The organism is Streptomyces sp. NPDC003011 (genome assembly GCF_053591515.1).
Genome location: NZ_JBSFTY010000004.1, coordinates 52,642 through 74,637, shown reverse-complemented (window position 1 = coordinate 74,637; position 21,996 = coordinate 52,642). Strand labels below are relative to the sequence as shown.

20 protein-coding genes are annotated in these 21,996 nt (G+C 71.5%); 9 read left to right on the top strand and 11 right to left on the bottom strand.

Annotation, left to right across the window (positions count from 1 at the left end):
- Positions 1–31: 31 nt before the first annotated feature.
- Positions 32–793: a MerR family transcriptional regulator gene (locus tag ACWD0J_RS03385; RefSeq protein ID WP_451494030.1), complete on the top strand. Its 762-nt coding sequence runs from the start codon at positions 32–34 to the stop codon at positions 791–793.
- 195 nt (positions 794–988) lie between these two features.
- On the opposite strand, the gene ACWD0J_RS03380 is transcribed toward ACWD0J_RS03385, so the two are convergent.
- Positions 989–1,354, bottom strand: coding sequence for a YbjQ family protein (locus ACWD0J_RS03380; RefSeq protein WP_451494029.1), 366 nt, complete (start codon positions 1,352–1,354; stop codon positions 989–991).
- Positions 1,355–1,494: 140 nt separating this feature from the next.
- On the opposite strand from ACWD0J_RS03380, the gene ACWD0J_RS03375 reads away from it, so the two are divergent.
- The gene (locus ACWD0J_RS03375; RefSeq protein ID WP_451494028.1) at positions 1,495–2,508 is read left to right on the top strand and encodes a DedA family protein; all 1,014 of its coding nucleotides are present in this window, start codon (positions 1,495–1,497) and stop codon (positions 2,506–2,508) included.
- A gap of 27 nt (positions 2,509–2,535) precedes the next feature.
- Here ACWD0J_RS03375 and ACWD0J_RS03370 read toward each other — a convergent pair whose 3' ends face one another.
- Positions 2,536–4,230: a threonine/serine ThrE exporter family protein gene (locus ACWD0J_RS03370; protein WP_451494027.1), complete on the bottom strand. Its 1,695-nt coding sequence runs from the start codon at positions 4,228–4,230 to the stop codon at positions 2,536–2,538.
- A 112-nt stretch (positions 4,231–4,342) separates the two neighbouring features.
- Positions 4,343–4,834, bottom strand: a complete 492-nt coding sequence (locus ACWD0J_RS03365; RefSeq protein WP_405617307.1) for an inorganic diphosphatase — start codon at positions 4,832–4,834, stop codon at positions 4,343–4,345.
- Between the two features lie 79 nt (positions 4,835–4,913).
- Here ACWD0J_RS03365 and dacB point away from each other — a divergent pair, with 79 nt between their 5' ends.
- The 6 genes from dacB (at position 4,914) to folE (ending at position 12,646) form a co-directional block, all read left to right on the top strand.
- Positions 4,914–6,575 carry a D-alanyl-D-alanine carboxypeptidase/D-alanyl-D-alanine endopeptidase gene (dacB, locus tag ACWD0J_RS03360; RefSeq protein ID WP_451494026.1) on the top strand — a complete coding sequence of 554 codons (1,662 nt, stop codon included), beginning with the start codon at positions 4,914–4,916 and terminating at the stop codon, positions 6,573–6,575.
- Between the two features lie 88 nt (positions 6,576–6,663).
- Positions 6,664–7,788 carry a zinc-dependent metalloprotease gene (locus ACWD0J_RS03355; protein WP_451494025.1) on the top strand — a complete coding sequence of 375 codons (1,125 nt, stop codon included), beginning with the start codon at positions 6,664–6,666 and terminating at the stop codon, positions 7,786–7,788.
- 192 nt (positions 7,789–7,980) lie between these two features.
- On the top strand, positions 7,981–9,045 hold the full coding sequence (gene tilS / locus ACWD0J_RS03350; RefSeq protein ID WP_451494024.1) for a tRNA lysidine(34) synthetase TilS: 1,065 nt from the start codon (positions 7,981–7,983) through the stop codon (positions 9,043–9,045).
- Positions 9,046–9,106: 61 nt separating this feature from the next.
- Positions 9,107–9,667 carry a hypoxanthine phosphoribosyltransferase gene (hpt, locus tag ACWD0J_RS03345; RefSeq protein ID WP_451494023.1) on the top strand — a complete coding sequence of 187 codons (561 nt, stop codon included), beginning with the start codon at positions 9,107–9,109 and terminating at the stop codon, positions 9,665–9,667.
- Positions 9,668–9,851: 184 nt separating this feature from the next.
- Positions 9,852–11,891: an ATP-dependent zinc metalloprotease FtsH gene (gene ftsH / locus ACWD0J_RS03340; RefSeq protein ID WP_451494095.1), complete on the top strand. Its 2,040-nt coding sequence runs from the start codon at positions 9,852–9,854 to the stop codon at positions 11,889–11,891.
- 149 nt (positions 11,892–12,040) lie between these two features.
- On the top strand, positions 12,041–12,646 hold the full coding sequence (gene folE / locus ACWD0J_RS03335) for a GTP cyclohydrolase I FolE (protein WP_451494022.1): 606 nt from the start codon (positions 12,041–12,043) through the stop codon (positions 12,644–12,646).
- A gap of 24 nt (positions 12,647–12,670) precedes the next feature.
- On the opposite strand, the gene ACWD0J_RS03330 is transcribed toward folE, so the two are convergent.
- The 6 genes from ACWD0J_RS03330 to ACWD0J_RS03305 form a co-directional block, all read right to left on the bottom strand.
- Positions 12,671–13,159 carry a DUF3180 domain-containing protein gene (locus ACWD0J_RS03330; RefSeq protein WP_451494021.1) on the bottom strand — a complete coding sequence of 163 codons (489 nt, stop codon included), beginning with the start codon at positions 13,157–13,159 and terminating at the stop codon, positions 12,671–12,673.
- A gap of 57 nt (positions 13,160–13,216) precedes the next feature.
- Positions 13,217–13,828 (bottom strand): 2-amino-4-hydroxy-6-hydroxymethyldihydropteridine diphosphokinase, encoded by a 612-nt coding sequence (folK, locus tag ACWD0J_RS03325; RefSeq protein WP_451494020.1) that lies wholly within the window; start codon positions 13,826–13,828, stop codon positions 13,217–13,219.
- Positions 13,825–14,184 (bottom strand): dihydroneopterin aldolase, encoded by a 360-nt coding sequence (folB, locus tag ACWD0J_RS03320; RefSeq protein WP_451494019.1) that lies wholly within the window; start codon positions 14,182–14,184, stop codon positions 13,825–13,827. The genes folK and folB overlap by 4 nt, the downstream gene beginning before the upstream one ends.
- Before the next feature lie 319 nt (positions 14,185–14,503).
- Positions 14,504–15,007, bottom strand: a complete 504-nt coding sequence (locus tag ACWD0J_RS03315) for a nuclear transport factor 2 family protein (protein ID WP_451494018.1) — start codon at positions 15,005–15,007, stop codon at positions 14,504–14,506.
- A complete protein-coding gene (gene folP, locus ACWD0J_RS03310; protein ID WP_451494017.1) occupies positions 15,004–15,894 on the bottom strand; it encodes a dihydropteroate synthase in 891 nt (296 codons plus the stop codon). The genes ACWD0J_RS03315 and folP overlap by 4 nt, the downstream gene beginning before the upstream one ends.
- 181 nt (positions 15,895–16,075) lie before the next feature.
- On the bottom strand, positions 16,076–17,887 hold the full coding sequence (locus ACWD0J_RS03305) for a phosphatidylglycerol lysyltransferase domain-containing protein (RefSeq protein WP_451494094.1): 1,812 nt from the start codon (positions 17,885–17,887) through the stop codon (positions 16,076–16,078).
- A 742-nt stretch (positions 17,888–18,629) separates the two neighbouring features.
- Here ACWD0J_RS03305 and ACWD0J_RS03300 point away from each other — a divergent pair.
- Positions 18,630–20,090, top strand: coding sequence for a hypothetical protein (locus tag ACWD0J_RS03300; protein WP_451494016.1), 1,461 nt, complete (start codon positions 18,630–18,632; stop codon positions 20,088–20,090).
- A 13-nt stretch (positions 20,091–20,103) separates the two neighbouring features.
- On the opposite strand, the gene ACWD0J_RS03295 is transcribed toward ACWD0J_RS03300, so the two are convergent.
- Together ACWD0J_RS03295 and ACWD0J_RS03290 are read right to left on the bottom strand one after the other, a co-directional pair.
- Positions 20,104–21,474, bottom strand: a complete 1,371-nt coding sequence (locus tag ACWD0J_RS03295) for a PH domain-containing protein (protein ID WP_451494015.1) — start codon at positions 21,472–21,474, stop codon at positions 20,104–20,106.
- Complete coding sequence (locus ACWD0J_RS03290; protein WP_451494014.1) at positions 21,471–21,983, bottom strand: PH domain-containing protein; 513 nt, start codon at positions 21,981–21,983, stop codon at positions 21,471–21,473. The genes ACWD0J_RS03295 and ACWD0J_RS03290 overlap by 4 nt, the downstream gene beginning before the upstream one ends.
- Positions 21,984–21,996 lie beyond the last annotated feature (13 nt).

Here is a 21,996-nt window from a genome sequence, read left to right as displayed (position 1 = left end):
GGAGCGCGTACCGAAGAAGGGAGCGGACGAAGTGAGCCACTCCGTGGGACAGGTCGCCGGCTTCGCCGGAGTGACGGTGCGCACGCTGCACCACTACGACGACATCGGCCTGCTCGTCCCGAGCGGACGCAGCCACGCGGGCCACCGGCGTTACAGCGACGCCGACCTCGACCGGCTGCAGCAGATCCTGTTCTACCGGGAGCTCGGCTTCCCGCTCGACGAGGTCGCCGCCCTGCTCGACGACCCGGCCGCGGACCCGCGCGCGCACCTGCGCCGCCAGCACGAGTTGCTGACCGCCCGGATCGAGAGGCTGCAGAAGATGGCGGCGGCCGTGGAGCACGCCATGGAGGCACGCACGATGGGTATCGACCTCACGCCGGCTGAGAAGTTCGAGGTCTTCGGCGACAAGGATCCGGAACAGTACGCCGAGGAGGCTGAACAGCGCTGGGGCGGCACGGAGGCGTACGCCGAGTCGCAGCGCCGCGCCGCCCGGTACACCAAGGACGACTGGAAGCGCGTGCAGGCGGAGGCCAACGCCTGGAGCGAGCGCTACGACGCCCTGATGGCCGCCGGTGAGCAGCCGGCCGGCGACCGGGCGATGGACCTGGCCGAGGAGCACCGGCAGCACATCCGCACCTGGTTCTACGACTGCCCGTACGAACTCCATCGGTGCCTCGGCGACATGTACGTGTCCGATGAGCGCTTCAAGGCGTTCTACGACTCCCTGCGGCCGGGCCTCGCCGAACACCTCAGGGACGCGATCAAGGCGAACGCGGCCCGCCGCACCGCCTAGGGCGTGTTTCGAAAGTGGCGTCGTTCGCCCGGAGGGCGGGGCTCGCGGCGTCTGGTGCGGTGCATCGCAAGGCGGAGGGTCGTCCGCGTACCGGGTGTACGTGGACGATCCCGACAACGCGGCGAGGTGCCGTGCCAGGCGTCGCGAGCCAGACGGGACTTTCGAAACACGCCCTAGCACCCTGGCCCGGGACGTTCACTCCCGGGCCAGGACCACCGCCGTCCCGTAGGCGCACACCTCGGTGCCGACGTCCGCCGCCTCGGTCACGTCGAAGCGGAACATCAGCACAGCGTTGGCGCCCCGCGCGCGTGCCTGCTCCACCAGCCGCTCCATGGCCTGGTTCCGGGTCTGCACGAGCGTCTTGGTGAGCCCTCTCAGCTCACCCCCGATCATCGACTTCAGGCCCGCGCCGATCTGACTGCCCAGGTGCCGGGAGCGCACGGTCAACCCGAAGACCTCACCGAGGACTTCCTGGACGCGGTGGCCGGGTACGTCGTTCGTCGTCACGACCAGCACGTCCGACTCGGGACCCTGGCCGCCGCCGTATTCTTCGATGCCCATGACTCACAGCTTTGTCCCATGGGGCGCACAGTGCATCCTGGAGGCACCGGTGGAACCTGGGCCGGAGTCATTGCGTTGATAGCTTTGTCCGGCCGTACCAGGACGCCGTATCTTCCTCCACCCCTCAGGAGCCCGGAACCGTGACGACGATTGCCCTCGGACCGAGCTGGCTGGACCCCAATTATCTGCTCGACACGTACAGCATCTGGGGCCTGCTGCTCATCGTGTTCGCGGAGTCGGGCCTGCTGATCGGGTTCTTCCTGCCGGGTGACTCCCTGCTGTTCACCGCGGGCCTGCTGATCACCTCGGGCCAGCTGGACTTCCCGCTGTGGGGGGCGATCGCCCTCATCTGCGTCGCCGCGATCCTGGGCGACCAGGCGGGTTACATGTTCGGCAAGAAGGTCGGCCCGTCGCTCTTCAACCGCCCGGACTCCCGCTTCTTCAAGCAGGAGAACGTCACCAAGGCGCACGACTTCTTCGAGAAGTACGGCCCGAAGTCCCTGGTCCTGGCCCGCTTCGTGCCGATCGTGCGGACGTTCACGCCGATCATCGCCGGCGTCAGCGGCATGCGGTACCGCTCGTTCCTGATCTTCAACGTCGTCGGCGGTGTCCTGTGGGGCGCGGGCGTGACGTTCCTCGGCTCCTGGCTCGGCAACATCGACTTCGTCAACAAGAACATCGAAGCGATCCTCATCCTGATCGTCTTCGTCTCGGTGGTCCCGATCATCATCGAGTTCTGGCGGGCCCGCTCCAAGTCGAAGAAGAACCCGCCCCAGGCCCCCGCCCAGCACCAGCAGCACCAGCACCAGCCCCCGGCCATGGACGACGCGACGACCCAGCTCCGCCGCATCCCCGCCACGGACCAGCCCCAGCACCAGCAGCAGTACGGCGACCAGGGCAACCAGGGCCGGCCCCAGCAGCAGTACGGCTACGACCAGTACTACGGCCAGCAGCAGCCCCCGCAGCAGCCGTACGGGCAGCAGCAGCCGCCCCAGCAGCCGTACGGCCAGCAGCAGCCGCCCCAGCAGCAGCCCCCGCAGCAGCCGTACGGCCAGCAGCAGCCTCCGCAGCAGCCCTACACCCCGCAGCCGTACGGCTCCCAGCAGGGCACCTACGACCCGAACCAGCAGCAGCCCTACAACGGCGGCTACTGACGAGCGCGTCCTGTGGCGACGCGGGGCCTAGAAACCCCGCGTCCGCTTGGCGGCCCGCCGCCCCGCCGCACTGCCCGTCCCCGGCAGCCGCAGGAACAGCCGCGAGATCTCCGACCCGAGGTTGACGCCGATGGCGATGGCCATGGCCAGCGCCGCCGCCTTGGACAGCGACACCAGCCCCTCGTCGACCTGGTTCTGCGCGATCGACAACAGCCCGAAGTACGTCGCGGAACCCGGCAGCAGGGGCCCGATCGCCGCCGTCGTGTACGGCAGCGCGGACGCGAACCGGTACCGCGACAGCAACTGCCCGAACAGGCCCACGAGCCCCGCCGCGACGGCCGTGGAAGCGACCGGCGAGAGCCCGCCCGTGTAGTGCATCGCGCCGTACACCGACCACGCGACACCGCCGTTCAGCGTCACGGCCAGCACGGTGGATCGTTCCTGCTGGAGCAGCACGGCGAAGGTGAGCGACAGCAGCATCGACGCGCCGATCTGCCACAGCGGCCGCGGGGTGATGCCCAGGGTCGCGTCGGGGTTGAGATGGGCGCCCAGCTGGACACCGACGTAGAGCATCACCAGCACCCCGACGACGATGCCCACGAAGAAGTACATGACCTCCAGCAGCCGCGCGGACGCGGTGATGTAGAAGCCGGTCAGACCGTCCTGCACGCCCGCCACCAGCGCCCGTCCGGGCAGCAGCGCGAACAGCCCACCGGTGATCACCGCGGACGCCTTCACGTCCACGTCCGCCAGCGTCAGCGCGATGCCCATCGCGGCCGGCGGCATCGCGGCGACCGTGAACTGGTAGAACTCCGGCAGCCCGCGCCCCGCGCACAGCCACGCCAGCCGGTCACCGAGCATCGCGCCCAGCGCGGCCGTGATGAAGACGATCACGTCACCGCCGACCAGCACGGAGGCGGCACCCGCGAGCAGCCCGCTCGCCGAGGTCAGCACCCAGCCGGGGTACGGATGCCGGTTGCGCCGGATCTCCGCCAGCCGCCGGTACGCCTCCTCCAGGGAGATCGACGTGTCCGGGTCGCTGAGGTCGTCCACCAGCCGGAAGACGGCCGCCAGGCGCGTGTAGTCGGTGCCCCGGCGGCGCACGGTCCGCGACGCCGTCACCGGGTCCTCGACCAGGGACGGCTGGTAGGAGACCGACAGCAGGGTGAAGGTGACGTTCGGCTCGCAGCGGTCCAGGCCGTAGGACCGGCAGACCGCGAACATCGCCGCCTCGACGTCCTCGGCGCCCTCGCCGCCGGCCAGCAGCAGCTCGCCGATCCGCAGCGTCAGGTCGAGGACGCGCGGGACGGCCGGCCCCTCCTCCTCTTCCGCCTTGTGCGCCGGCTCCGGCGCGGGCCGCTCGGTCACCGGCATCCGCAGCATCGTGCGCATCCGGTCCTGCCACGGCACGTCCTTGGTCAGACTGACCACGGGGATCCCGGTCGGCGGCGTGAACGCGGGCGGCGCGTGCCGGGCGCTGTACGTCCTCGGCGGATTGAACGCCGACCCCTCCGGCTCGGCACCGGAGGACGGCTGCGGCACGTCCAGCCCGTCCGGCAGGGCGAACTCGGACGTGGTGTCCGACTCCCCGCCGGTCCTCGGGACGGCCAGCCCCCGGGGAACCGCGAACTCGGACGTGTTCTCCGCGTCAGCCGTCACCGGAGGCGCGAACACGCTCCTCGCCTCGTCCGACCGCGGCTTGCGGTCCTCCGCGTGCGTCACTCCGTAGCGCTCCCTGTACGACACGTTCAGCAAACCTCAGTATGCGCACAGGTACGCGAACGGGCCGCGCCACCCCGGGAGGGGTCGCGCGGCCCGCGAGGCACAGCGGCGATCAGTGGCCGCCCGTCTCCTTGAAGCGCTTGTACGACCGCTCGATCTCCGCCTCGGCGTCCGAGCGGCCCACCCAGTTGGCACCCTCGACCGACTTGCCGGGCTCCAGGTCCTTGTAGACCTCGAAGAAGTGCTGGATCTCCAGGCGGTCGAACTCCGAGACGTGGTGGATGTCGCGCAGGTGCTCCACCCGCGGGTCGTGCGCGGGCACGCACAGCAGCTTGTCGTCGCCGCCGGCCTCGTCCGTCATGCGGAACATGCCGATCGTGCGGCACTGGATGAGGCAGCCGGGGAAGGTCGGCTCGTCCAGGATGACCAGCGCGTCCAGCGGGTCTCCGTCCTCGCCGAGCGTGTTCTCGACGAAGCCGTAGTCGGCCGGATAGCTGGTCGAGGTGAAGAGGCGACGGTCCAGGCGGATCCGACCGGTCTCGTGGTCCACCTCGTACTTGTTCCGCGAACCCTTCGGAATCTCGATCGTGACGTCGAACTCCACCGGTGGCTCCTCCATGATCAGCACATAGTTCTGGTGGTTAAGTGTCCCTCACGCAGGTGTGTGATCGCGAAAGGGGCTGGTGGTCGTGCCAGAGCTGAGGCCTTGGCGAGCCGCGAGACCGCATGTGACGCGGGCCGCGAACGCCGTACGACCGCGCCTGGCACGCGCTCGAAACGCCGTCCGACCCCGTGTGGCGCGAGCCGCGGACGCTGTACGCCCTCGTCTCGCACGCGCCGCGACGGCCACGAAACCGCAGGTCGCACGGCTGGCACGGGCCGCGGGGCCGCGACTGGCACGGATCCCGAGGCCGAAGACCGTCAGAACCTGGCAGTACACCGCGACGGCTGCCACCGCCGGACTGGCGCTGGCCGCCTCGGTGGTGACCGCGGCAGGACCCTGGGACTCCACCGGTCAGCGTACGGCCGAGCGGGACCGGGCGGCCGCCCGGGAGCACACGGGTGGCGCAGATCACGACGGCTCCTCGGGGACGACGGGCGGGGCGCCCCGGCCCGCCCCCAGCGCCGCCTCCGTCCTGGCCGGCCTCGGCCGCAGCTCGAACACGGTGACGGCGGCACCGACCGGACAGGGCCTGTCCGCCGTCCTGGACCCGCTCCTGAAGGACGCGGCGCTCGGCACCCGCCGCAGTGCCGTGGTCGTGGACGTCGCCACCGGCAAGCGCCTCTACGGCACCGGCGCGGACGAGGCACTGACCCCCGCCTCCACCACGAAGATCGCCACCGCCGTCGCCGCGCTCTCCGCGCTGGGCGCCGACCACCGCCTCACCACCCGGACCGCCCTGGAGGCCGGCACCGAGGAGCTGGTCCTGGTCGGCGGCGGCGACCCCACCCTCACCGCCCACCGGGACGCCCGGGGCTGGGCGAGCCTGCGCACCCTCGCCGACCGGACGGCCGCCGCCCTGAAGAAGCGGGACCTGCGCGAGGTGACGCTGTCGTACGACACCACCCTGTACGCCGGCTCGGAACTTCACCCCATCGGAGTCAACGAGAACCTCGCGCCCGTCACCGCCCTGATGACCGACGAGGCCCGCACGGACGACTCCGGCAGCGGGCCCGTGCTCCGGGTGACCGATCCGGCGGCGGACGCGGCCCGCACGTTCGCCGCGCTCCTGAAGGACCACGGCATCAGGACGACCTCCCCGGGCCCCTCCAAGGCGACCGGCCGCGCCGAGTCCCTCGCCACGGTCTCCTCACCCCCGCTCGCCACCCTCGTCGAACGCATGCTGACCAACAGCGACAACGACATCGCCGAGGCCCTCGCGCGCCAGACGGCGGTCGCCTCAGGCGAACGCGCCGACTTCGACGGCGCGGGCAGGGCGATGGCCGCACAGCTGAGGAAGCTCGGCCTGCCCATGGCGGGCGCCGAGTTCCACGACGGCAGCGGCCTGGACCGCGACGACCGGCTCACCGCCGACCTGCTCACGGCGCTGCTGGTCAAGGCGGGCGACCCGGCCCGTCCCGCACTCCGCCCGGTCCTCACCGGCCTCCCGGTGGCCGGCTTCACCGGCACCCTGAGCGGCCGCTACACGGACGGCGCGGCAGGCATCGTACGAGCGAAGACGGGCACCCTGACCGGCGTGAACACGCTGGCCGGAACGGTCGTCGACCAGGACGGGCGGCTCCTGGCCTTCGCCTTCCTGGCCTCGGACACGACGGATCCGACGGCGGCGCAGGCGGCCCTGGACCGGACGGCGACGGCGCTGGCGTCCTGCGGCTGTCGCTGACAGCGGAGGGCGCCGGCCCGGCGGGCCCCCGGCCACCGCCGGGTTCCACGGCCTGCCCCTGGGCGACACGCTCACGTACGGTTGACGCATGACGAGCATCGGTGGTGCAGAGATGGTCGACTGGAATCTCGCGGTGGCGACCGCGACCCGGCTCGTACGGCCGGGACCCGACGTGAGCCGCGACGAGGCCCGAGCCGTCGTCGCGGAGCTGCGCCGGCATGCCAAAGCCTCGGAGGAACACGTCCGGGGCTTCACTCGTATGGGTACGGAGGACGTCCACGACACCCCCGTACTCGTCGTCGACCGCCCCGGCTGGGTCCGGGCGAACGTCGCAGGCTTCCGGGAGATCCTCAAGCCGCTCCTCGGCAAGATGCAGGAGCGGCGCGGCAACACCCCCGGCGGCGCGGTCCTCGGCGCCGTCGGCGGCAAGGTCACCGGTGTGGAACTCGGCATGCTGCTGTCGTTCCTGTCCTCCCGCGTCCTCGGCCAGTACGAGACCTTCGCCCCGGCCACGCGGGAACTCCCGGCGGGCGGGAGCGGCGGCGGCCGCCTGCTCCTCGTCGCCCCGAACATCGTGCACGTCGAGCGCGAACTGGACGTGCAGCCCCACGACTTCAGGCTGTGGGTGTGCCTGCACGAGGAGACGCACCGCACGCAGTTCACCGCCGTGCCCTGGCTGCGGGACCACCTGGAGGGTGAAATCCAGTCGTTCCTGGGGGAGACCGAGGTCGACCCCATGACCGTCCTGGAGCGCGTCCGGGAGGCCGCCCAGTCCCTGGTCGGCGGGCGCCCCGAGGGCGAGGAGGGCGAGGGCGGCAGGTCCCTCGTGGAGATCGTGCAGACGCCCGCCCAGCGGGAGATCCTCGGCCGCCTCACCGCCGTCATGTCCCTCCTGGAGGGCCACGCCGACTTCGTGATGGACGGGGTCGGCCCCCAGGTCGTGCCGACCGTCGCCGAGATCCGCGAGAAGTTCCAGCAGCGCCGCGCCCAGGGCGCCTCCCGGCTGGACATGGCCCTGCGCAAGCTGCTGGGCCTGGACGCCAAGCTCAGGCAGTACCGCGACGGCGAACGCTTCGTGAGTGCCGTCGTCGACCAGGTCGGCATGGACGGCTTCAACCGCGTGTGGACCTCCCCGAACACCCTCCCGACCAAGGCGGAGATCGCCAAACCGGCGGACTGGATCGCGCGGGTGCACCGCAAGGCCGAGTCGTGAACCGGCTGCGGAGGTCGTGAAACGAATCCGGCCGACGGCAGGCGAACGCCCCTTCAATCACCCGTCCGAGGGACCGTGAGCGATGGGTAGGCGTGCAATGCTCGGGGAACGGCCGGGTTCTGTCACCATCTACACACTCTGCGTGACCGAACCCGGGCTCACCCCCCGAAAACTTCATGAAGGGAACCGGACATGGGTCCCCATCCTGCGGTCGCGGCGATACGCCTGGCGGTCCGCCGCGTCCTCCACGACATCCTCACCGAGCACAGCCGTACGACCGAAGACCTCCACGCCTGCGAACCCGCCCCGCACGCCCCCCCGCACGAGCGCCCGCCGTCGCCGCTCGTGCTTGTGGCGTGCTCCGGCGGCGCCGACTCCATGGCTCTCGCCTCCGCCCTGGCGTTCGAAGCGCCCAAGCTCGCCCTGCGCGCCGGGGGCGTCACCGTCGACCACGGGCTGCAGCCCGGCTCCGACCTGCGCGCCGACGAGGTCGTCCTGCGCCTGCGCGAACTCGGCCTGGACCCCGTCGAGTCCACCGCCGTGACCGTCGGCCGCGAGGGCGGCCCCGAGGCAGCCGCCCGGGACGCCCGCTACGCCGCGCTCGACGCCGCCGCCGAACGCCACGGCGCCACGGCGATCCTGCTCGGGCACACCCGCGACGACCAGGCCGAAACCGTCCTGCTCGGCCTCGCCCGCGGCTCCGGCATCCGCTCCCTGTCCGGGATGGCCGCTGTCTCCGGGGGTCCGGGGGCCGCCCGCCGTTACCGCCGCCCGTTCCTCCAGATCGACCGGCAGACCGCCCGCAAGGCCTGCATGGTCCAGTCTCTACCGGTCTGGGACGACCCGCACAACACCGACCCGGCGTACACCCGTTCCCGGCTGCGCCACGAGGGCCTGCCCGCCCTGGAGAAGGCGCTCGGCAAGGGCGTCGTGGAGGCGCTCGCCCGGACGGCCCAGCTGTCCCGTGACGACGCCGACGCCCTCGACGCCTGGGCCGGCCAGGCCGAAGCCTCCGTACGGGACGCCACCGGCCTGCTGGAGTGCGCCAAGCTCTACGCCCTGCCGCCCGCCGTGCGCCGCCGTGTCCTGCGCCGCGCCGCCATCGAGGCCGGCGCCCCCGCGGGTTCGTTGTTCGCCCGCCACATCGAGGAAGTCGACCGGCTGATCACCGGCTGGCGCGGCCAGGGAGCCATCAATCTCCCGGGCAAGGTCGTCGCCCAGCGGCAGGGTGGCAGACTGGTGATTCGGCAAGGCTGAATCCCGGCCTCTCCGTGCACCTCGGAGAGGGGCAGGGCAGCCGGTTGGACGACCGAAAGTGATGCGGGTGGACGCGAAAGACATGGGTGCCGACCTCAAGTCGGTGCTCATCACCAAGGAAGAGATCGACGCCAAGCTGGTCGAGCTGGCCGCGAAGATCGACGCGGAGTACGCGGGCAAGGATCTGCTGATCGTCGGCGTCCTCAAGGGCGCGGTGATGGTCATGGCCGACCTCGCACGGGCGCTGTCCACCCCCGTCACCATGGACTGGATGGCCGTGTCCTCCTACGGCGCGGGCACCCAGTCCTCCGGTGTGGTGCGGATCCTCAAGGACCTCGACACCGACATCAAGGGCAAGCACGTCCTGATCGTCGAGGACATCATCGACTCCGGCCTGACCCTGTCCTGGCTGATCTCCAACCTCGGCTCGCGCGAGCCCGCCTCCCTCAAGGTGTGCACGCTGCTGCGCAAGCCCGAGGCCGCCAAGGTCGCGATCGACGTGGAGTGGGTCGGTTTCGACATCCCCAACGAGTTCGTCGTGGGCTACGGCCTCGACTACGCCGAGAAGTACCGCAACCTCCCGTTCGTGGGTACGCTCGCGCCCCACGTCTACGGCGGCTGAGCCAGACGGCCCAAGCCCTGTAAGACGATCGGGAACCCCAGCGGGTTTCGTTCCGTTGGAGCATGCAGACGGGTTCCTCAGCTCTCCCGTGCGGCTTCGGTCCACGATGCTGGGGTACCGTCGGAAGAACTGTCTTATCAAACTCACTATGGCAGGAGGGACGGGGCGGCACCGCTCCGTATGGATGGACGTGAAGCGATACTTCCGTGGGCCGGTCATGTGGATCGTGCTGGCCGTCCTTGCCGTGGTCGTGTTGATGCAGGTCGTCGGCTCGTCCGGTGGCTACAAGACGGTGGACACCGGCCAGGTGATCCAGGCGATCAGTGACAACAAGGTCGAATCAGCCAAGCTGACCACCGGCGACGAGCAGACCATCAAGGTCCAGCTCAAGGACGGCGAAAAGATCGAGGGCAGCTCGAAGATCCAGGCGAGCTACATCGGCGATCAGGGCGCGACCCTCGCCGGCACTCTGCAGAACAAATACCAGGACAAGCAGATCCCGGACGGTTACACCGTCTCGCCGACGAAGCAGAACGCCTTCGTCGGGATCCTGCTCTCCCTGCTCCCCTTCGTCCTCATCGTGGTCGTCTTCCTGTTCCTGATGAATCAGATGCAGGGCGGCGGCTCCCGGGTCATGAACTTCGGGAAGTCCAAGGCGAAGCTCATCACCAAGGACACCCCGAAGACGACGTTCTCGGACGTCGCCGGATCCGACGAGGCCGTCGAGGAACTGCACGAGATCAAGGAGTTCCTGCAGGAACCGGCCAAGTTCCAGGCCGTCGGCGCCAAGATCCCGAAGGGCGTCCTGCTGTACGGCCCTCCCGGCACCGGCAAGACCCTGCTCGCGCGTGCCGTCGCGGGCGAGGCGGGCGTCCCCTTCTACTCGATCTCCGGTTCCGACTTCGTCGAGATGTTCGTCGGTGTCGGTGCCTCCCGAGTCCGTGACCTGTTCGAACAGGCCAAGGCGAACGCCCCGGCGATCGTCTTCGTCGACGAGATCGACGCGGTCGGCCGCCACCGCGGCGCCGGCCTCGGCGGCGGTCACGACGAGCGCGAGCAGACGCTGAACCAGCTCCTGGTCGAGATGGACGGCTTCGACGTCAAGGGCGGTGTGATCCTCATCGCCGCCACGAACCGTCCGGACATCCTCGACCCGGCACTGCTGCGTCCCGGCCGCTTCGACCGCCAGATCGCGGTCGACCGCCCGGACATGCTGGGCCGTCTGGCGATCCTCAAGGTCCACCAGAAGGGCAAGCCGGTCGCGCCGGACGTCGACCTGTCGGCCGTCGCCCGCCGCACCCCGGGGTTCACCGGCGCGGACCTGTCGAACGTGCTGAACGAAGCGGCGCTCCTGACGGCGCGCAGCAACAAGAAGCTGATCGACAACCACATGCTGGACGAGGCCATCGACCGCGTCGTGGCGGGCCCGCAGAAGCGGACCCGGATCATGTCGGACAAGGAAAAGAAGATCACCGCGTACCACGAGGGCGGCCACGCCCTGGTCGCGGCGGCCTCCCCGAACTCCGACCCGGTCCACAAGATCACGATCCTCTCGCGAGGCCGTGCTCTGGGCTACACGATGGTCCTGCCGGACGAGGACAAGTACTCGACCACGCGCAACGAGATGCTGGACCAGCTGGCCTACATGCTGGGCGGCCGCGCGGCCGAGGAACTGGTCTTCCACGACCCGACCACGGGTGCCGCCAACGACATCGAGAAGGCCACGGCAACGGCCCGCGCGATGGTCACGCAGTACGGCATGACCGAGCGTCTCGGCGCCATCAAGTTCGGTGGCGACAACACCGAGCCGTTCCTCGGACGTGAGATGGCCCACCAGCGCGACTACTCGGAAGAGGTCGCCGCGCTGGTCGACGAAGAGGTCAAGAAGCTGATCGAGAACGCGCACAACGAGGCCTGGGAGATCCTGGTCGAGAACCGCGACGTCCTCGACAACCTGGTGCTCCAGCTGCTGGAGAAGGAGACGCTGAACAAGGAGCAGATCGCCGAGATCTTCGCTCCGATCGTCAAGCGTCCCCCACGGCCGGCCTGGACCGGCTCCTCCCGCCGCACGCCGTCCACCCGTCCGCCGGTGCTCTCCCCCCGGGAGCTCGCACTGACGAACGGCGCCAACGGCGCGACGCCGGCGATCTCCACCGCGAAGTCCACCGCGGCGGAGCCCGCCCCGGCGGCCGAGCCGGCCCCCGAGGAGCGTCCGGAGAGCTGACTCCCCGGACTCCTCGGGTCCGGTGACCCCACCAGGCCCGAAATGAGCGCCGCGCCCCCCAGGTTCTAGCCTGGGGGGTGCGGCGTTTGTATATCCGCAGATGAGGCGTGCGGTCCATGCGCGCGACAGGCACAGGAACGAGGCACCAGATGACCGACCCCGTGACGCTGGACAGCGAGGGCTCCATCGGCGATTTCGACGAGAAGCGCGCCGAGAACGCCGTCCGCGAACTGCTGATCGCGGTCGGCGAGGATCCCGACCGCGAGGGACTCAGGGAGACGCCGGCGCGGGTGGCGCGGGCGTACAAGGAGATATTCGCGGGGCTGTGGCAGCAGCCCGAGGACGTGCTGACCACGACGTTCGACATAGGGCACGACGAGATGGTGCTCGTGAAGGACATCGAGGTGTACAGCACCTGTGAGCACCATCTGGTGCCGTTCAGGGGGGTGGCGCACGTCGGATACATCCCGTCCACCACGGGCAAGATCACCGGTCTGTCCAAGCTGGCCCGGCTGGTGGACGTCTACGCCCGCCGTCCGCAGGTGCAGGAACGACTCACCACGCAGATCGCAGACTCCCTGATGGAGATCCTGGAGCCGCGCGGTGTGATCGTCGTCATCGAGTGCGAGCACATGTGCATGTCGATGCGCGGCATCCGCAAGCCCGGCGCCAAGACCCTGACGTCGGCCGTGCGCGGGCAGCTGCGGGACGCGGCGACGCGCAACGAGGCGATGAGCCTCATCATGGCGCGCTGAGCGATTCGCCGACCGCCCGGCGGGTCACGCCGTCGAGGCCGCCCCGGTGGTGTGGTCGTCGTCGTCCTCCGGGAGCCGGCACACGCGCTCCAGGAAGATGGCGGCCGCTATGACGGCGATGCCCGCGAGGACCGAGAAGCCGGCGTAGATGGCCTGGTCGCGGCGGGCGGGGATGTCCAGGGACTCCAGCAGGAAGACGCCGGCGCCGCCGTACATGCCCGAGACCAGGGCGGCGACCAGGGCGCTCGCCTGCCCGAAGACGACCGCGCGGGCCGCCATCAGCGGATCCACGCCCTTGGCCTCGGGGCGACGCTCGCGCTGGGCCTTGAGGCGGGCACGGATCGAGAGCGCCGTGGACAGGAGCACCGCGGCGATCAGCGCCAGGACGACGGGGGCGGCCAGGGGGACGCTGGGCAGGGTCCCGACCGAGTTCCACAGGCGGGCGCCCGCCCAGGACAGGATTCCGGCAACGGCGAAGACGCCGGCCAGCACCCTGATACGCAGCTCTCTCACGGTGTTCCTTCAGCTCCCCCGGGGTCTCACGGACTGTGGCCGTCTTGACCTTAACGGCTATTCGGGCAGCCGGAGTTCCAAGTCCTTGCGCGCCTCGACACCGTCGTGGGTGACGGTGTCGAGGAGATCGGCGACCGTGCCGCGCCCGGGCAGCTGGGCTTCGGGCTCCACGTCGCGCCAGGGGGCGAGCACGAACGCGCGTTCGTGGGCGCGCGGGTGGGGGAGGGTGAGATGCGGGTCGTCGGTGACGACGTCGGCGTACGCGACGATGTCGACGTCCAGGGTGCGGGCGCCCCAGCGTTCCTCCCGGACACGGTGGAAGGCCTCCTCGACGGCGTGCGCCCGCTCCAGGAGGGAGGACGGGGGCAGCGTCGTCTTCAGCACCACGACCGCGTTGAAGTACGAGGGCTGGCTGCCCGGCTCGACGCCCCACGGCTCCGTCTCGTACACCGGGGACACCGCCTTGACGCGGACGCCCGGGGTGTCCTCCAGGGCGTCCACGGCGCCCTGGAGGGTCTCCAGGCGGTTGCCGAGGTTGGAGCCGAGGGAGATCACGGCGCGCTGGGGGTTGTGCAGGGTGGTGTCGGCGGCATCGACCTTCTCGACGACGGAGGCCGGTACCGGCTGTACGGTCGGGTCGCTGGGCCCCTCGGTGAAGAACGCGGTCATACTCGGCTCCGGGTGATGGTGACGGTCACGTCGTCGAAGGGGACGGTGATCGGCGCGTCCGGCTTGTGGACGCAGACCTCGACCTCCTGGACACCTTCGTGCTTCAGACAGGCCTGGGCGACGCGTTCGGCGAGCGTCTCGATGAGGTTCACGGGTTCGCCCTGGACGACGGCCACGACCTCCTCCGCCACGATGCCGTAGTGCACGGTCCTCGCCAGGTCGTCGTCGGCGGCGGCCGGCCGGGTGTCCAGGCCAAGGACGAGGTCCACGATGAAGGTCTGGCCCTCCTCGCGCTCCTTGGGGAACACACCGTGGTGCCCACGGGCCTTCAGGCCGCGCAGCGCGACACGATCCACGCGAATCACTCCTGCAATCGTCGGTCACGGCCGGTCCCCGCCGTGTGCGGGCGGTCCACCGGCCTCGAACGAATCTACCCGCGAGCACTGACAGAGCCGGTCCACGGGGCCGGGGGTCCGCGCCGGGCCCGGAGGGTTCGTCGTGTGTTTCCCCCGGGGAACCCGGCGGCTCACGGGCTGGTAGCCGCCCATACCCGGGGGTAGGTGATTCCAACCACTTCTTGCTCCCTGCGGGCGGTTCCGATGACTTTCGCGAGCCGTCCCGGGCGGCTCCGGGAGGTCCCGGTCGCTCGGCCGGTCCTGTGGTCCGCATACCCACTCAGGCGGGGGTGTCGTCGCTTTCGTCCTCGTCTGTTTCGGCCAGAACGGGGGAGGCATGGTGGGACCAGAGTTTCCAGCCGTCCGCTGTGCGGCGGAACACGTTCGTGGCGACCACCAGCTGGCCGACGAGCGGGCCGAGCTCGTCGCCGCCCTCGGGCGCGGGGCCGCCGCTGAGGATGTTCTCGGTGCAGGTCACCAGGGCGGTGTCGCCGGTGACGGAGACATGCACGTCGGTGAGGAAGAACTGGATGTAGTCGGTGTTCGCCATGATCAGGGCGTACGACCTGAGGACCTCCCCCCGGCCGTTCAGCACGGGCCAGCCCGGGTGCACGGCGGAGATCACCCCGGCGTCGGCCGGGTCGTGGTACGTCTCGTCGACGCCCAGGTCGCCAGGGGTGAGCCAGAGTGAGGACAGCACCTCGAAGTCGCCGCGTTCCATGGCCTCGTAGTAGGCCGTGTTGGCGAGTTCGACCTCTTCCACGTCGATGTGCGGGGCGCTCACCGGGCTCCTTCCGCGCGGGTGCCTGCCCCACGTGCTTCTTCCACGGCGCGTGCGACCCGTACCGCGTCCGCCGTCGCGCGCACCTCGTGGACGCGCACCGCCCACGCGCCGGCGTGCGCCGCGAGCGCCGAGACGGCGGCCGTGGCGGCGTCCCGCTCGCGCGCCGGCGGCGGAGCGGCCTGCGGGCCGGCCAGGACACGGCCCAGGAACCGCTTGCGGGAGGCGGCGACGAGGACCGGGCGGCCGAGACCGAGCAGGCGGTCCAGGTGGGCGAGGAGGGTGAGGTCGTGCTCGGCGTTCTTCGAGAAGCCGAGGCCGGGGTCGACGACGACCCGGTCGGGGGCGATGCCGCCGTCCAGGACGGCCCGCACGCGCGCGTGCAGCTCGTCGACGACTTCGGCGACGACGTCGTCGTAGACGCCCTTGACGTTGCCGCCCTCCAGGAAGCCACGCCAGTGCATGACGACGAAGGGGGCACCGGCCTCCGCGACGACCGGGATCATCGCGGGGTCGGCGAGGCCGCCGCTGACGTCGTTGACGAGGGCGGCGCCGGCGGCGAGGGCCTGTTCGGCGACGGAGGCGCGCATGGTGTCGACGGAGACCGTGACGCCTTCGGAGGCGAGGCCGCGGACGACCGGGATGACGCGCTTGAGCTCCTCGGCCTCGTCGACCCGGGTGGCGCCGGGGCGGGTGGACTCACCGCCGACGTCGACCAGGTCCGCGCCCTCGGTGACCAGGTCGAGGCCGTGTTTGACGGCGGCCACGGTGTCGAAGAAGCGGCCGCCGTCGGAGAAGGAATCGGGGGTCACGTTCACGACCCCCATGACCGCGCACCGGTCCCATTCGGGAAGGCCCGCGACGCGCCCGCGTCCGCTCTGCTTGCTCATACGTTCAGCCTAGGCCCCGCCAGGGGACGTGCGGCCCGGGGACCGGCCGATGCGGGCGATCCCCGGACGAGGCTTGAGCGGAGGCCCCCGGCGGGAGGAGGGAGTGGGGCTTCCGGTCCGGCCGGTCCTGGCGGGCGGGTTCGTCTCGGGGACCGTGGACGTTCCGTTCCGTCATGGTCACTCACGCCGCGCGGACGTTCCGTTCCGTCGCCACGTGGGCACACGCGCGTGCGGGGGCGGCACGGCGGCGGAGGAAGCGCGGCAGCGGGAGGCCGAGGTCGACGAAGCCCTCCGCCTGCATGGCGGCGAAGCCGATGCGCGGCAGGTCGCCGGAGGCGCGGTAGACGACGAAGCGCGGCTCCCAGCGAGGCCGGAACTTCGCGTTGAACTTGTACAGGGACTCGATCTGGAACCAGCGGGACAGGAACACCAGCAGCGCGCGCCAGGCGCGCAGCACCGGGCCCGCGCCGATCTTCTCGCCGCGCGCCAGTGCCGAGCGGAACATCGCGAAGTTGAGCGACACGCGCGTGACGCCCAGGCGGGGGGCCGCCTGGAGTGCCGCCACGATCAGCAGCTCGTTCATGCCGGGGTCGGCCGAGCGGTCGCGGCGCATCAGGTCCAGGGAGGCGCCGTCCGCGCCCCACGGCACGAAGTGCAGGATCGCCTTGAGGTCGCCGTAGGGCCCCGGCCGGTCGTCCGGCCTGTGGGCGGTGGCGATGAGGCAGTCGCCGTCGGCCGGGTCGCCGATGCGGCCCAGCGCCATGGAGAAGCCGCGCTCGGTGGCGGTGCCGCGCCAGTCGTCGGCGGCGCGGCGGATCCGCTCCAGCTCGGTCTCCCCGACGTCACGGACGCGCCGTACCCGGGTCTTGTAACCGGCTCGCTCGATGCGCTTGACCATCTGACGTACGTTGCGCATCGTGCGGCCGGCGAGCGAGAAATCCGCGACGTCCACCACCGCCTCGTCGCCCAGTTCGAGGGCGTCCAGGCCGGTCTCGCGGGTCCAGACCTCGCCGCCGGTCTCGGAGCAGCCCATGACGGCGGGCGTCCACGAGTGGGCCCGGGCCTCGTCCATGAAGCGTTCGATGGCGCCCGGCCAGGCCTCCACGTCGCCGATCGGGTCACCGCTGGCGAGCATCACGCCGGACACGACCCGGTAGGTCACCGCCGCCTTGCCGCTGGGCGAGAAGACGACGGCCTTGTCGCGGCGCAGCGCGAAGTGGCCGAGGGAGTCGCGGCCGCCGTGCCGGTCCAGCAGGGCGCGCAGGCGGTCCTCGTCCTCCCCGGTGAGGCGCGCGGCCGGGTGCTCGGGCCGCAGGGCGAGGTAGATCGTCGTGACGGCGGTGAGCAGCCCGAGGGCGCCCAGCGACATGGCGACCGTCCAGGACGTGTCGCCCTGGTAGTCGACCGGGCCCTGGAAGCCGAACAGGCCGTACAGGACGTGGGTGAGGCGATCGGCCAGACTGGGGTCGCCGACCACGTGGTCCGGGTGGACGCTGACGATGACCAGCCCGAGAACGAGGGAACCGGCGCCCATGAGGACGAAGTTGGCGAGCGCGCGCCAGCGGCTGCGCGGGTCGGGCAGGGCCGTGAACCGGTCGCGGTGGCGCAGCAGGGGCGCCAGCAGCGCGAGGGTGATGAGCACGCCCACCAGGGAGTGCCGGTAGGTGAACTGCGCCACCGCGCCGGCCGGCAGGAGTACCACGGCCGCGCGCCACGCCCGGCGTTTGTGCCGCTTGAGCCCGTGGGCGAGGAGGAGCAACAGGACACCGACGCTGAGCGAGAGCGCCGCCGCGAACGGGCCGAGCGCGCCGGGCAGCACCTCCGCCAGGGTGTGCAGACGGCTGTGGCGGAAGTGCGGGAAGACGCCCGCGGCGATGTCCAGCAGGCCCACGAGGGCACACGCTCTGCCGACGAGGGCGGGTACGGCCTCGGGGCGCGGGCCACGGAGTACGCGCCCCACCCGGTGTGATCGGGCCGGGACCGCACCCGGCATCTCCTCATCGGTGCTGACAGACATCGCATCCCGTGGTTCTGCGAGAAAGCTCGGATCCGGTGCCGATTCGGGCATCCGGCGACATTGCGCCCTCTAGGACGGTGTCGTCGGAGGAGAGGTTCACCCCGTTTCTCCAAAGACGGTCCCAAGGCCGGGGAAAGCGGAGGCGACCCGTGGGCCTCTGGAGTGACAACACGCTGACGCCGGCGGTCCTGGCCGCCGTGGTGCTGTTCGCCGGCGCGGTGGGGCAGGCGCTGTGACCACGCCCGGTCCGGTGGATCTCTTCCGGCGATCGACACGTGAAAGGCGTCCGGGCGGGTGGCTTCCGGCCATCATCGGACGGGCGATCGAGCGGGCGATCGAGCGGGCGATCGAGCGGGTCCGCATACCGCGCACCGAGCATTCCCGCGGTCACCGTCCCCACCGGTTATCGGGTGCGGCGCAGGCGCTGATGCACGAACTCCACTACCCGCGCGCGGCTTTGCAGCCCGCCGAGGCGGTCGTACCCGGACACCCTCATGTTCATGGCGAGGGCGCAGTGAGATTCCGGCGGCGCTCCGGTGGTTCAGCGGGCGGCCGGCCCGACGACAGAAATGATCTTGCTGTTCTCGCGGGCTCTTATGCGGATACCGGCGAATTCCGTGGCGCTTGTGATTCCTGACGACATGTGAAGGCCGCGGGATGGCTGTGTTTTTACGGGCCGGGGCACCATGATTCGCCTACGCGCGGTAAGTTTCTGGCCATGCCACGTGGACGTCACCGTCATTCCCCGCCCTTGCACAGGCTGCTCCCCCCGTCGGCGATCGCAGGCGTCTCTCTCGTCTGCGCCTTCGGCCCCTGGGTGTTCACGGAGCCGGCGGTGCTCCGTGGTCTGGCCGCGGCCGCCGCGGCGACGGCGATCGTCGGCGCGGTCGTCCTGCGCCGCTGGGACATCCAGGCGGGCAAACAGGTCGCCGACCTCACGCGCGCGCGTGCGGGCGACGAGTGGCGCTTCGAGGAGCGGGTCGCCGAACTGGAGACCGACCTTGAGGAGTCGCGCGAGCTGCGGATCAAGCTGGAGCAGCGGCTGCGGGCGAAGCGGTCGGAACTGGCGGGCCTGCGCAACGAGCACGCGGCGCTGCTGCGGCGGTACGCCACGGCGGAGACCGAGCGGGCGAGCGCCCTGGAGGGCCGCCGTCAGCTGGAGATAGAGGCCTCGGGTCCCGCCCGCGCGCTGCTGCCCTCACCGGCCGCGCCGGTGGCGGCGGCGGGGGCTGCGGCTGCCCCGGCCGAGGAGAGCGCGCGGCAGACGCCCGCGGAGGAGACGCCCGCGGAGGAGACCCCCGTGGCTCGCACGGTCTTCTCGCCGGAAGGCTCCCAGCTGTTCCTGCGCGCGAAGGGCGCACTCGCGCGCTTGGACGAGAACGGCGGCGGCGACGCCCGCGGCGACGAGGGCGACGAGGGCGACGAGCACGGGGGCGGCGGTACGGCGAAGGCCGAGCCGCTGGACGCCCCGACGGCCGACGCCCCTGAGGCCCCCGAGGACCCGGAGCCCGCCTCCGAGGCCCGCGAGTCTTCTACCGAAGCCCCCGAAGCCCCCGAAGCCCCCGAAGCCCCCGCGTTTTCCGAAGCCCTTGAGCCCGCGAAGACCTCCGAGTCCCGGGACCGCACCGAGGGCGGGCCCCAGCCTCCGGCCACCGACGCGCCCATACCCGCCCCCGCCCCCGCCGCCACCGACGATCCGGTGACGGCCGGCTCCGCCCAGAGGGCTGCGGCCGGTGATGCCGAGGGCAGTCAGACGGAGGCCGCGCAGGAGGACGAGGCGCAGGGGAAGCCCGAGGCGGTCGACGAGCACGAGCGCGCGACCGCCGCCACTTCGGCCAGGACGACCCAGCCCGCCCAGCAGCCCTCCGGGCACTTCATAGCGCCGACCGCGGTGGCGGTCGTCCCGCCGGCGCCCGCACGGCGTCTCGCCGTCGAGGGCGGCTTCGACTTCTTCGGGACGAAGAAGGGGGCCACGCCGGCCGCCCTGGAGGCCGTGCAGAACGAGGACCTCGCCGACGTGGTCGGCCAGGAGGCGCTCGCCCTCCACAAGGCCGAGTCCGAGGGGGAGTTCAAGCCGGCCGACGAGGTGTCGCGGAGTGTCGGCCAGGTGATCGACCTGACGGCCCACGACGAGACGGAGCAGATCGACGTCCAGGGGCTGCGGAGCGCGGTGTCGTAACGGCCGCCCGCGGTCAGGACACCATCCAGCGGTCCGGCCGCGCGTCCTTGCGGCCCGTCCGCGACCGCTCCGCCTGTCCCCGCAGCAGCTCGGCCGCCTCCTGGGCGTCCCGCAGGCGGGCTGTGACCGTCTTGCCGGCCCCCGTGTCCACGTGCACGTCGGCGAGCCGCCACAGGCGCTGCCAGGGCCCTTGAGCGAGCCGGACGCTCTGCACCTTCGCGTGGGGCACGAGCGACAGGCTCCGTCGCAGCAGCCCCTCCCGGGCCGCGAACACGCCGTCGCCGACCGCGAGTCCGTAGCCGCGCCACCACAGCGGCACGCACCGCCGGGCCCGCCGGGGCGGCCGGGACAGCGCCGACGGCGGCGGCACGGTCACTCCGGGCAGCACGCGCGCGACGATGGCCTCGGCGACCGCGCGGGGAGCGACCGGCACCAGCATCGAGTTGGACGACCCGGCCACGTCCAGCTCCACCCGCACCCAGCCGCCCGCGCTCCCGGCGCCGGCCGAGGCGGGGGACTTCCAGCGCCGCCACAGCAGCGGCTCCACGATCCGTACGGTCTGCACGCGTCCCGGCGGCACCGTCTCGTGCGTACGGTCGAGCAGTCCGTGGTCGATGCGCAGCCCGTCCGGCGACTCGCCCACCGTCCAGTCGTACTCGGTGACGAACCGTCCCACGCTGCTCGCGCCGGCCGCGCCCAGCAGCGGCACCCCGGTCGCGAGGACCGTCCACAGGCTGTGGGTGGTCAGCCACAGCACCGACGGCACGACGAGCGCGGCGAGCAGGGTGCCCCAGGTCGCGCCGGTCAGGAGCAGCGAGACGGCCAGGACACCCGGCGGTACGCGCAGCAGCTCGCGGGAGGGCGCCTCACCGACCTCGTGCGCCGTCTCGGGCGCGAAACCGGCGGCGCGCGCGAGGAGTTCGGCGCGCAGCGCACGCGCCTCGCCCTCGCCCAGGAAGGCGAGCTCGTCCTTCTTGTCCGTACCGATGACGTCGAGTTTGAGTTTCGCGACGCCCGCGACCCGCGCGAGCAGCGGCTGGGTGATGTCGACGGCCTGGATCCGCTCCAGCCGGATGTGCGCCGTGCGCCGGAACACCAGGCCGGTGCGGATGCGCAGTTCGGTCTCGGTCACCGCGAAGTGGGTGAACCACCAGGTCAGGAAGCCGTAGAGGCCGGCGGCCGGGATGAGTACGGCGAGGGCGACGAGCAGGGTCGTGGTCGTCAGCCGGGTCAGCTGGCGCTGCGCCTGGTCGGGGTCGTGCACGGCCCACCCGATGAGCACGGCGACCGGCGCCCACGCCCGCCTGAGCGGGGTTATCGGATGCAGCCGCCGCTCGACCAGGGGCCGCTTCACGGGTACGCCGTCGGCGCCGGGCGTCGTCACAGCCCCGCCGATCGGGCTTCACCGAGCTCGGTGAGCCGGTCGCGCAGCCGTTCCGCCTCGGCCGGGTCGAGGCCCGGGATGGTCGCGTCGGTCGCCGCGGCAGCGGTGTGCAGCTGCACGCTGGCCAGCCGGAAGTGGCGTTCGACCGGCCCGGAGGTCACCTCGACCAGCTGCATCCGCCCGTACGGCACGACGGTCTCCTCCTGCCACAGCACACCCCGGCTGATCAGCAGGTCGTCGGCGCGTTCGGCGTACCGCCAGGAGGCCCAGTTGCGGCCGAGCAGCACCCAGCCCCAGGTCGTCAGCGCCGGCGGCAGCAGGGCGAAGGCGGCCCAGGCCGGCCCGGCGAGCAGGTACAGCAGCACCGCCAGCCCCACGGTGAGCAACCCCATCCACACCACCAGCAACAGCCGTCGCATGGTCAGCAGCCTCGGCGGCAGCCCGGTCCACACCGGCTCGTCCCCCGTCGTCCCCGTGTCCGCCGTGCTCCCCGTGCTCCCCGTCTCCATACGGCCAGCGTAC

Excerpts from the sequence above, each read along its gene's own strand:
- ACWD0J_RS03380 (WP_451494029.1), bottom strand. The coding sequence starts at position 1,354 with ATGGGCATCGAAGAATACGGCGGCGGCCAGGGTCCCGAGTCGGACGTG.
- ACWD0J_RS03355 (WP_451494025.1), top strand. The coding sequence starts at position 6,664 with ATGACGAGCATCGGTGGTGCAGAGATGGTCGACTGGAATCTCGCGGTG.
- tilS (WP_451494024.1), top strand. The coding sequence starts at position 7,981 with ATGGGTCCCCATCCTGCGGTCGCGGCGATACGCCTGGCGGTCCGCCGC.
- hpt (WP_451494023.1), top strand. The coding sequence starts at position 9,107 with ATGCGGGTGGACGCGAAAGACATGGGTGCCGACCTCAAGTCGGTGCTC.
- ftsH (WP_451494095.1), top strand. The coding sequence starts at position 9,852 with ATGGACGTGAAGCGATACTTCCGTGGGCCGGTCATGTGGATCGTGCTG.
- folE (WP_451494022.1), top strand. The coding sequence starts at position 12,041 with ATGACCGACCCCGTGACGCTGGACAGCGAGGGCTCCATCGGCGATTTC.
- folK (WP_451494020.1), bottom strand. The coding sequence starts at position 13,828 with ATGACCGCGTTCTTCACCGAGGGGCCCAGCGACCCGACCGTACAGCCG.
- folP (WP_451494017.1), bottom strand. The coding sequence starts at position 15,894 with ATGAGCAAGCAGAGCGGACGCGGGCGCGTCGCGGGCCTTCCCGAATGG.
- ACWD0J_RS03305 (WP_451494094.1), bottom strand. The coding sequence starts at position 17,887 with ATGCCGGGTGCGGTCCCGGCCCGATCACACCGGGTGGGGCGCGTACTC.
- ACWD0J_RS03300 (WP_451494016.1), top strand. The coding sequence starts at position 18,630 with ATGCCACGTGGACGTCACCGTCATTCCCCGCCCTTGCACAGGCTGCTC.
- ACWD0J_RS03290 (WP_451494014.1), bottom strand. The coding sequence starts at position 21,983 with ATGGAGACGGGGAGCACGGGGAGCACGGCGGACACGGGGACGACGGGG.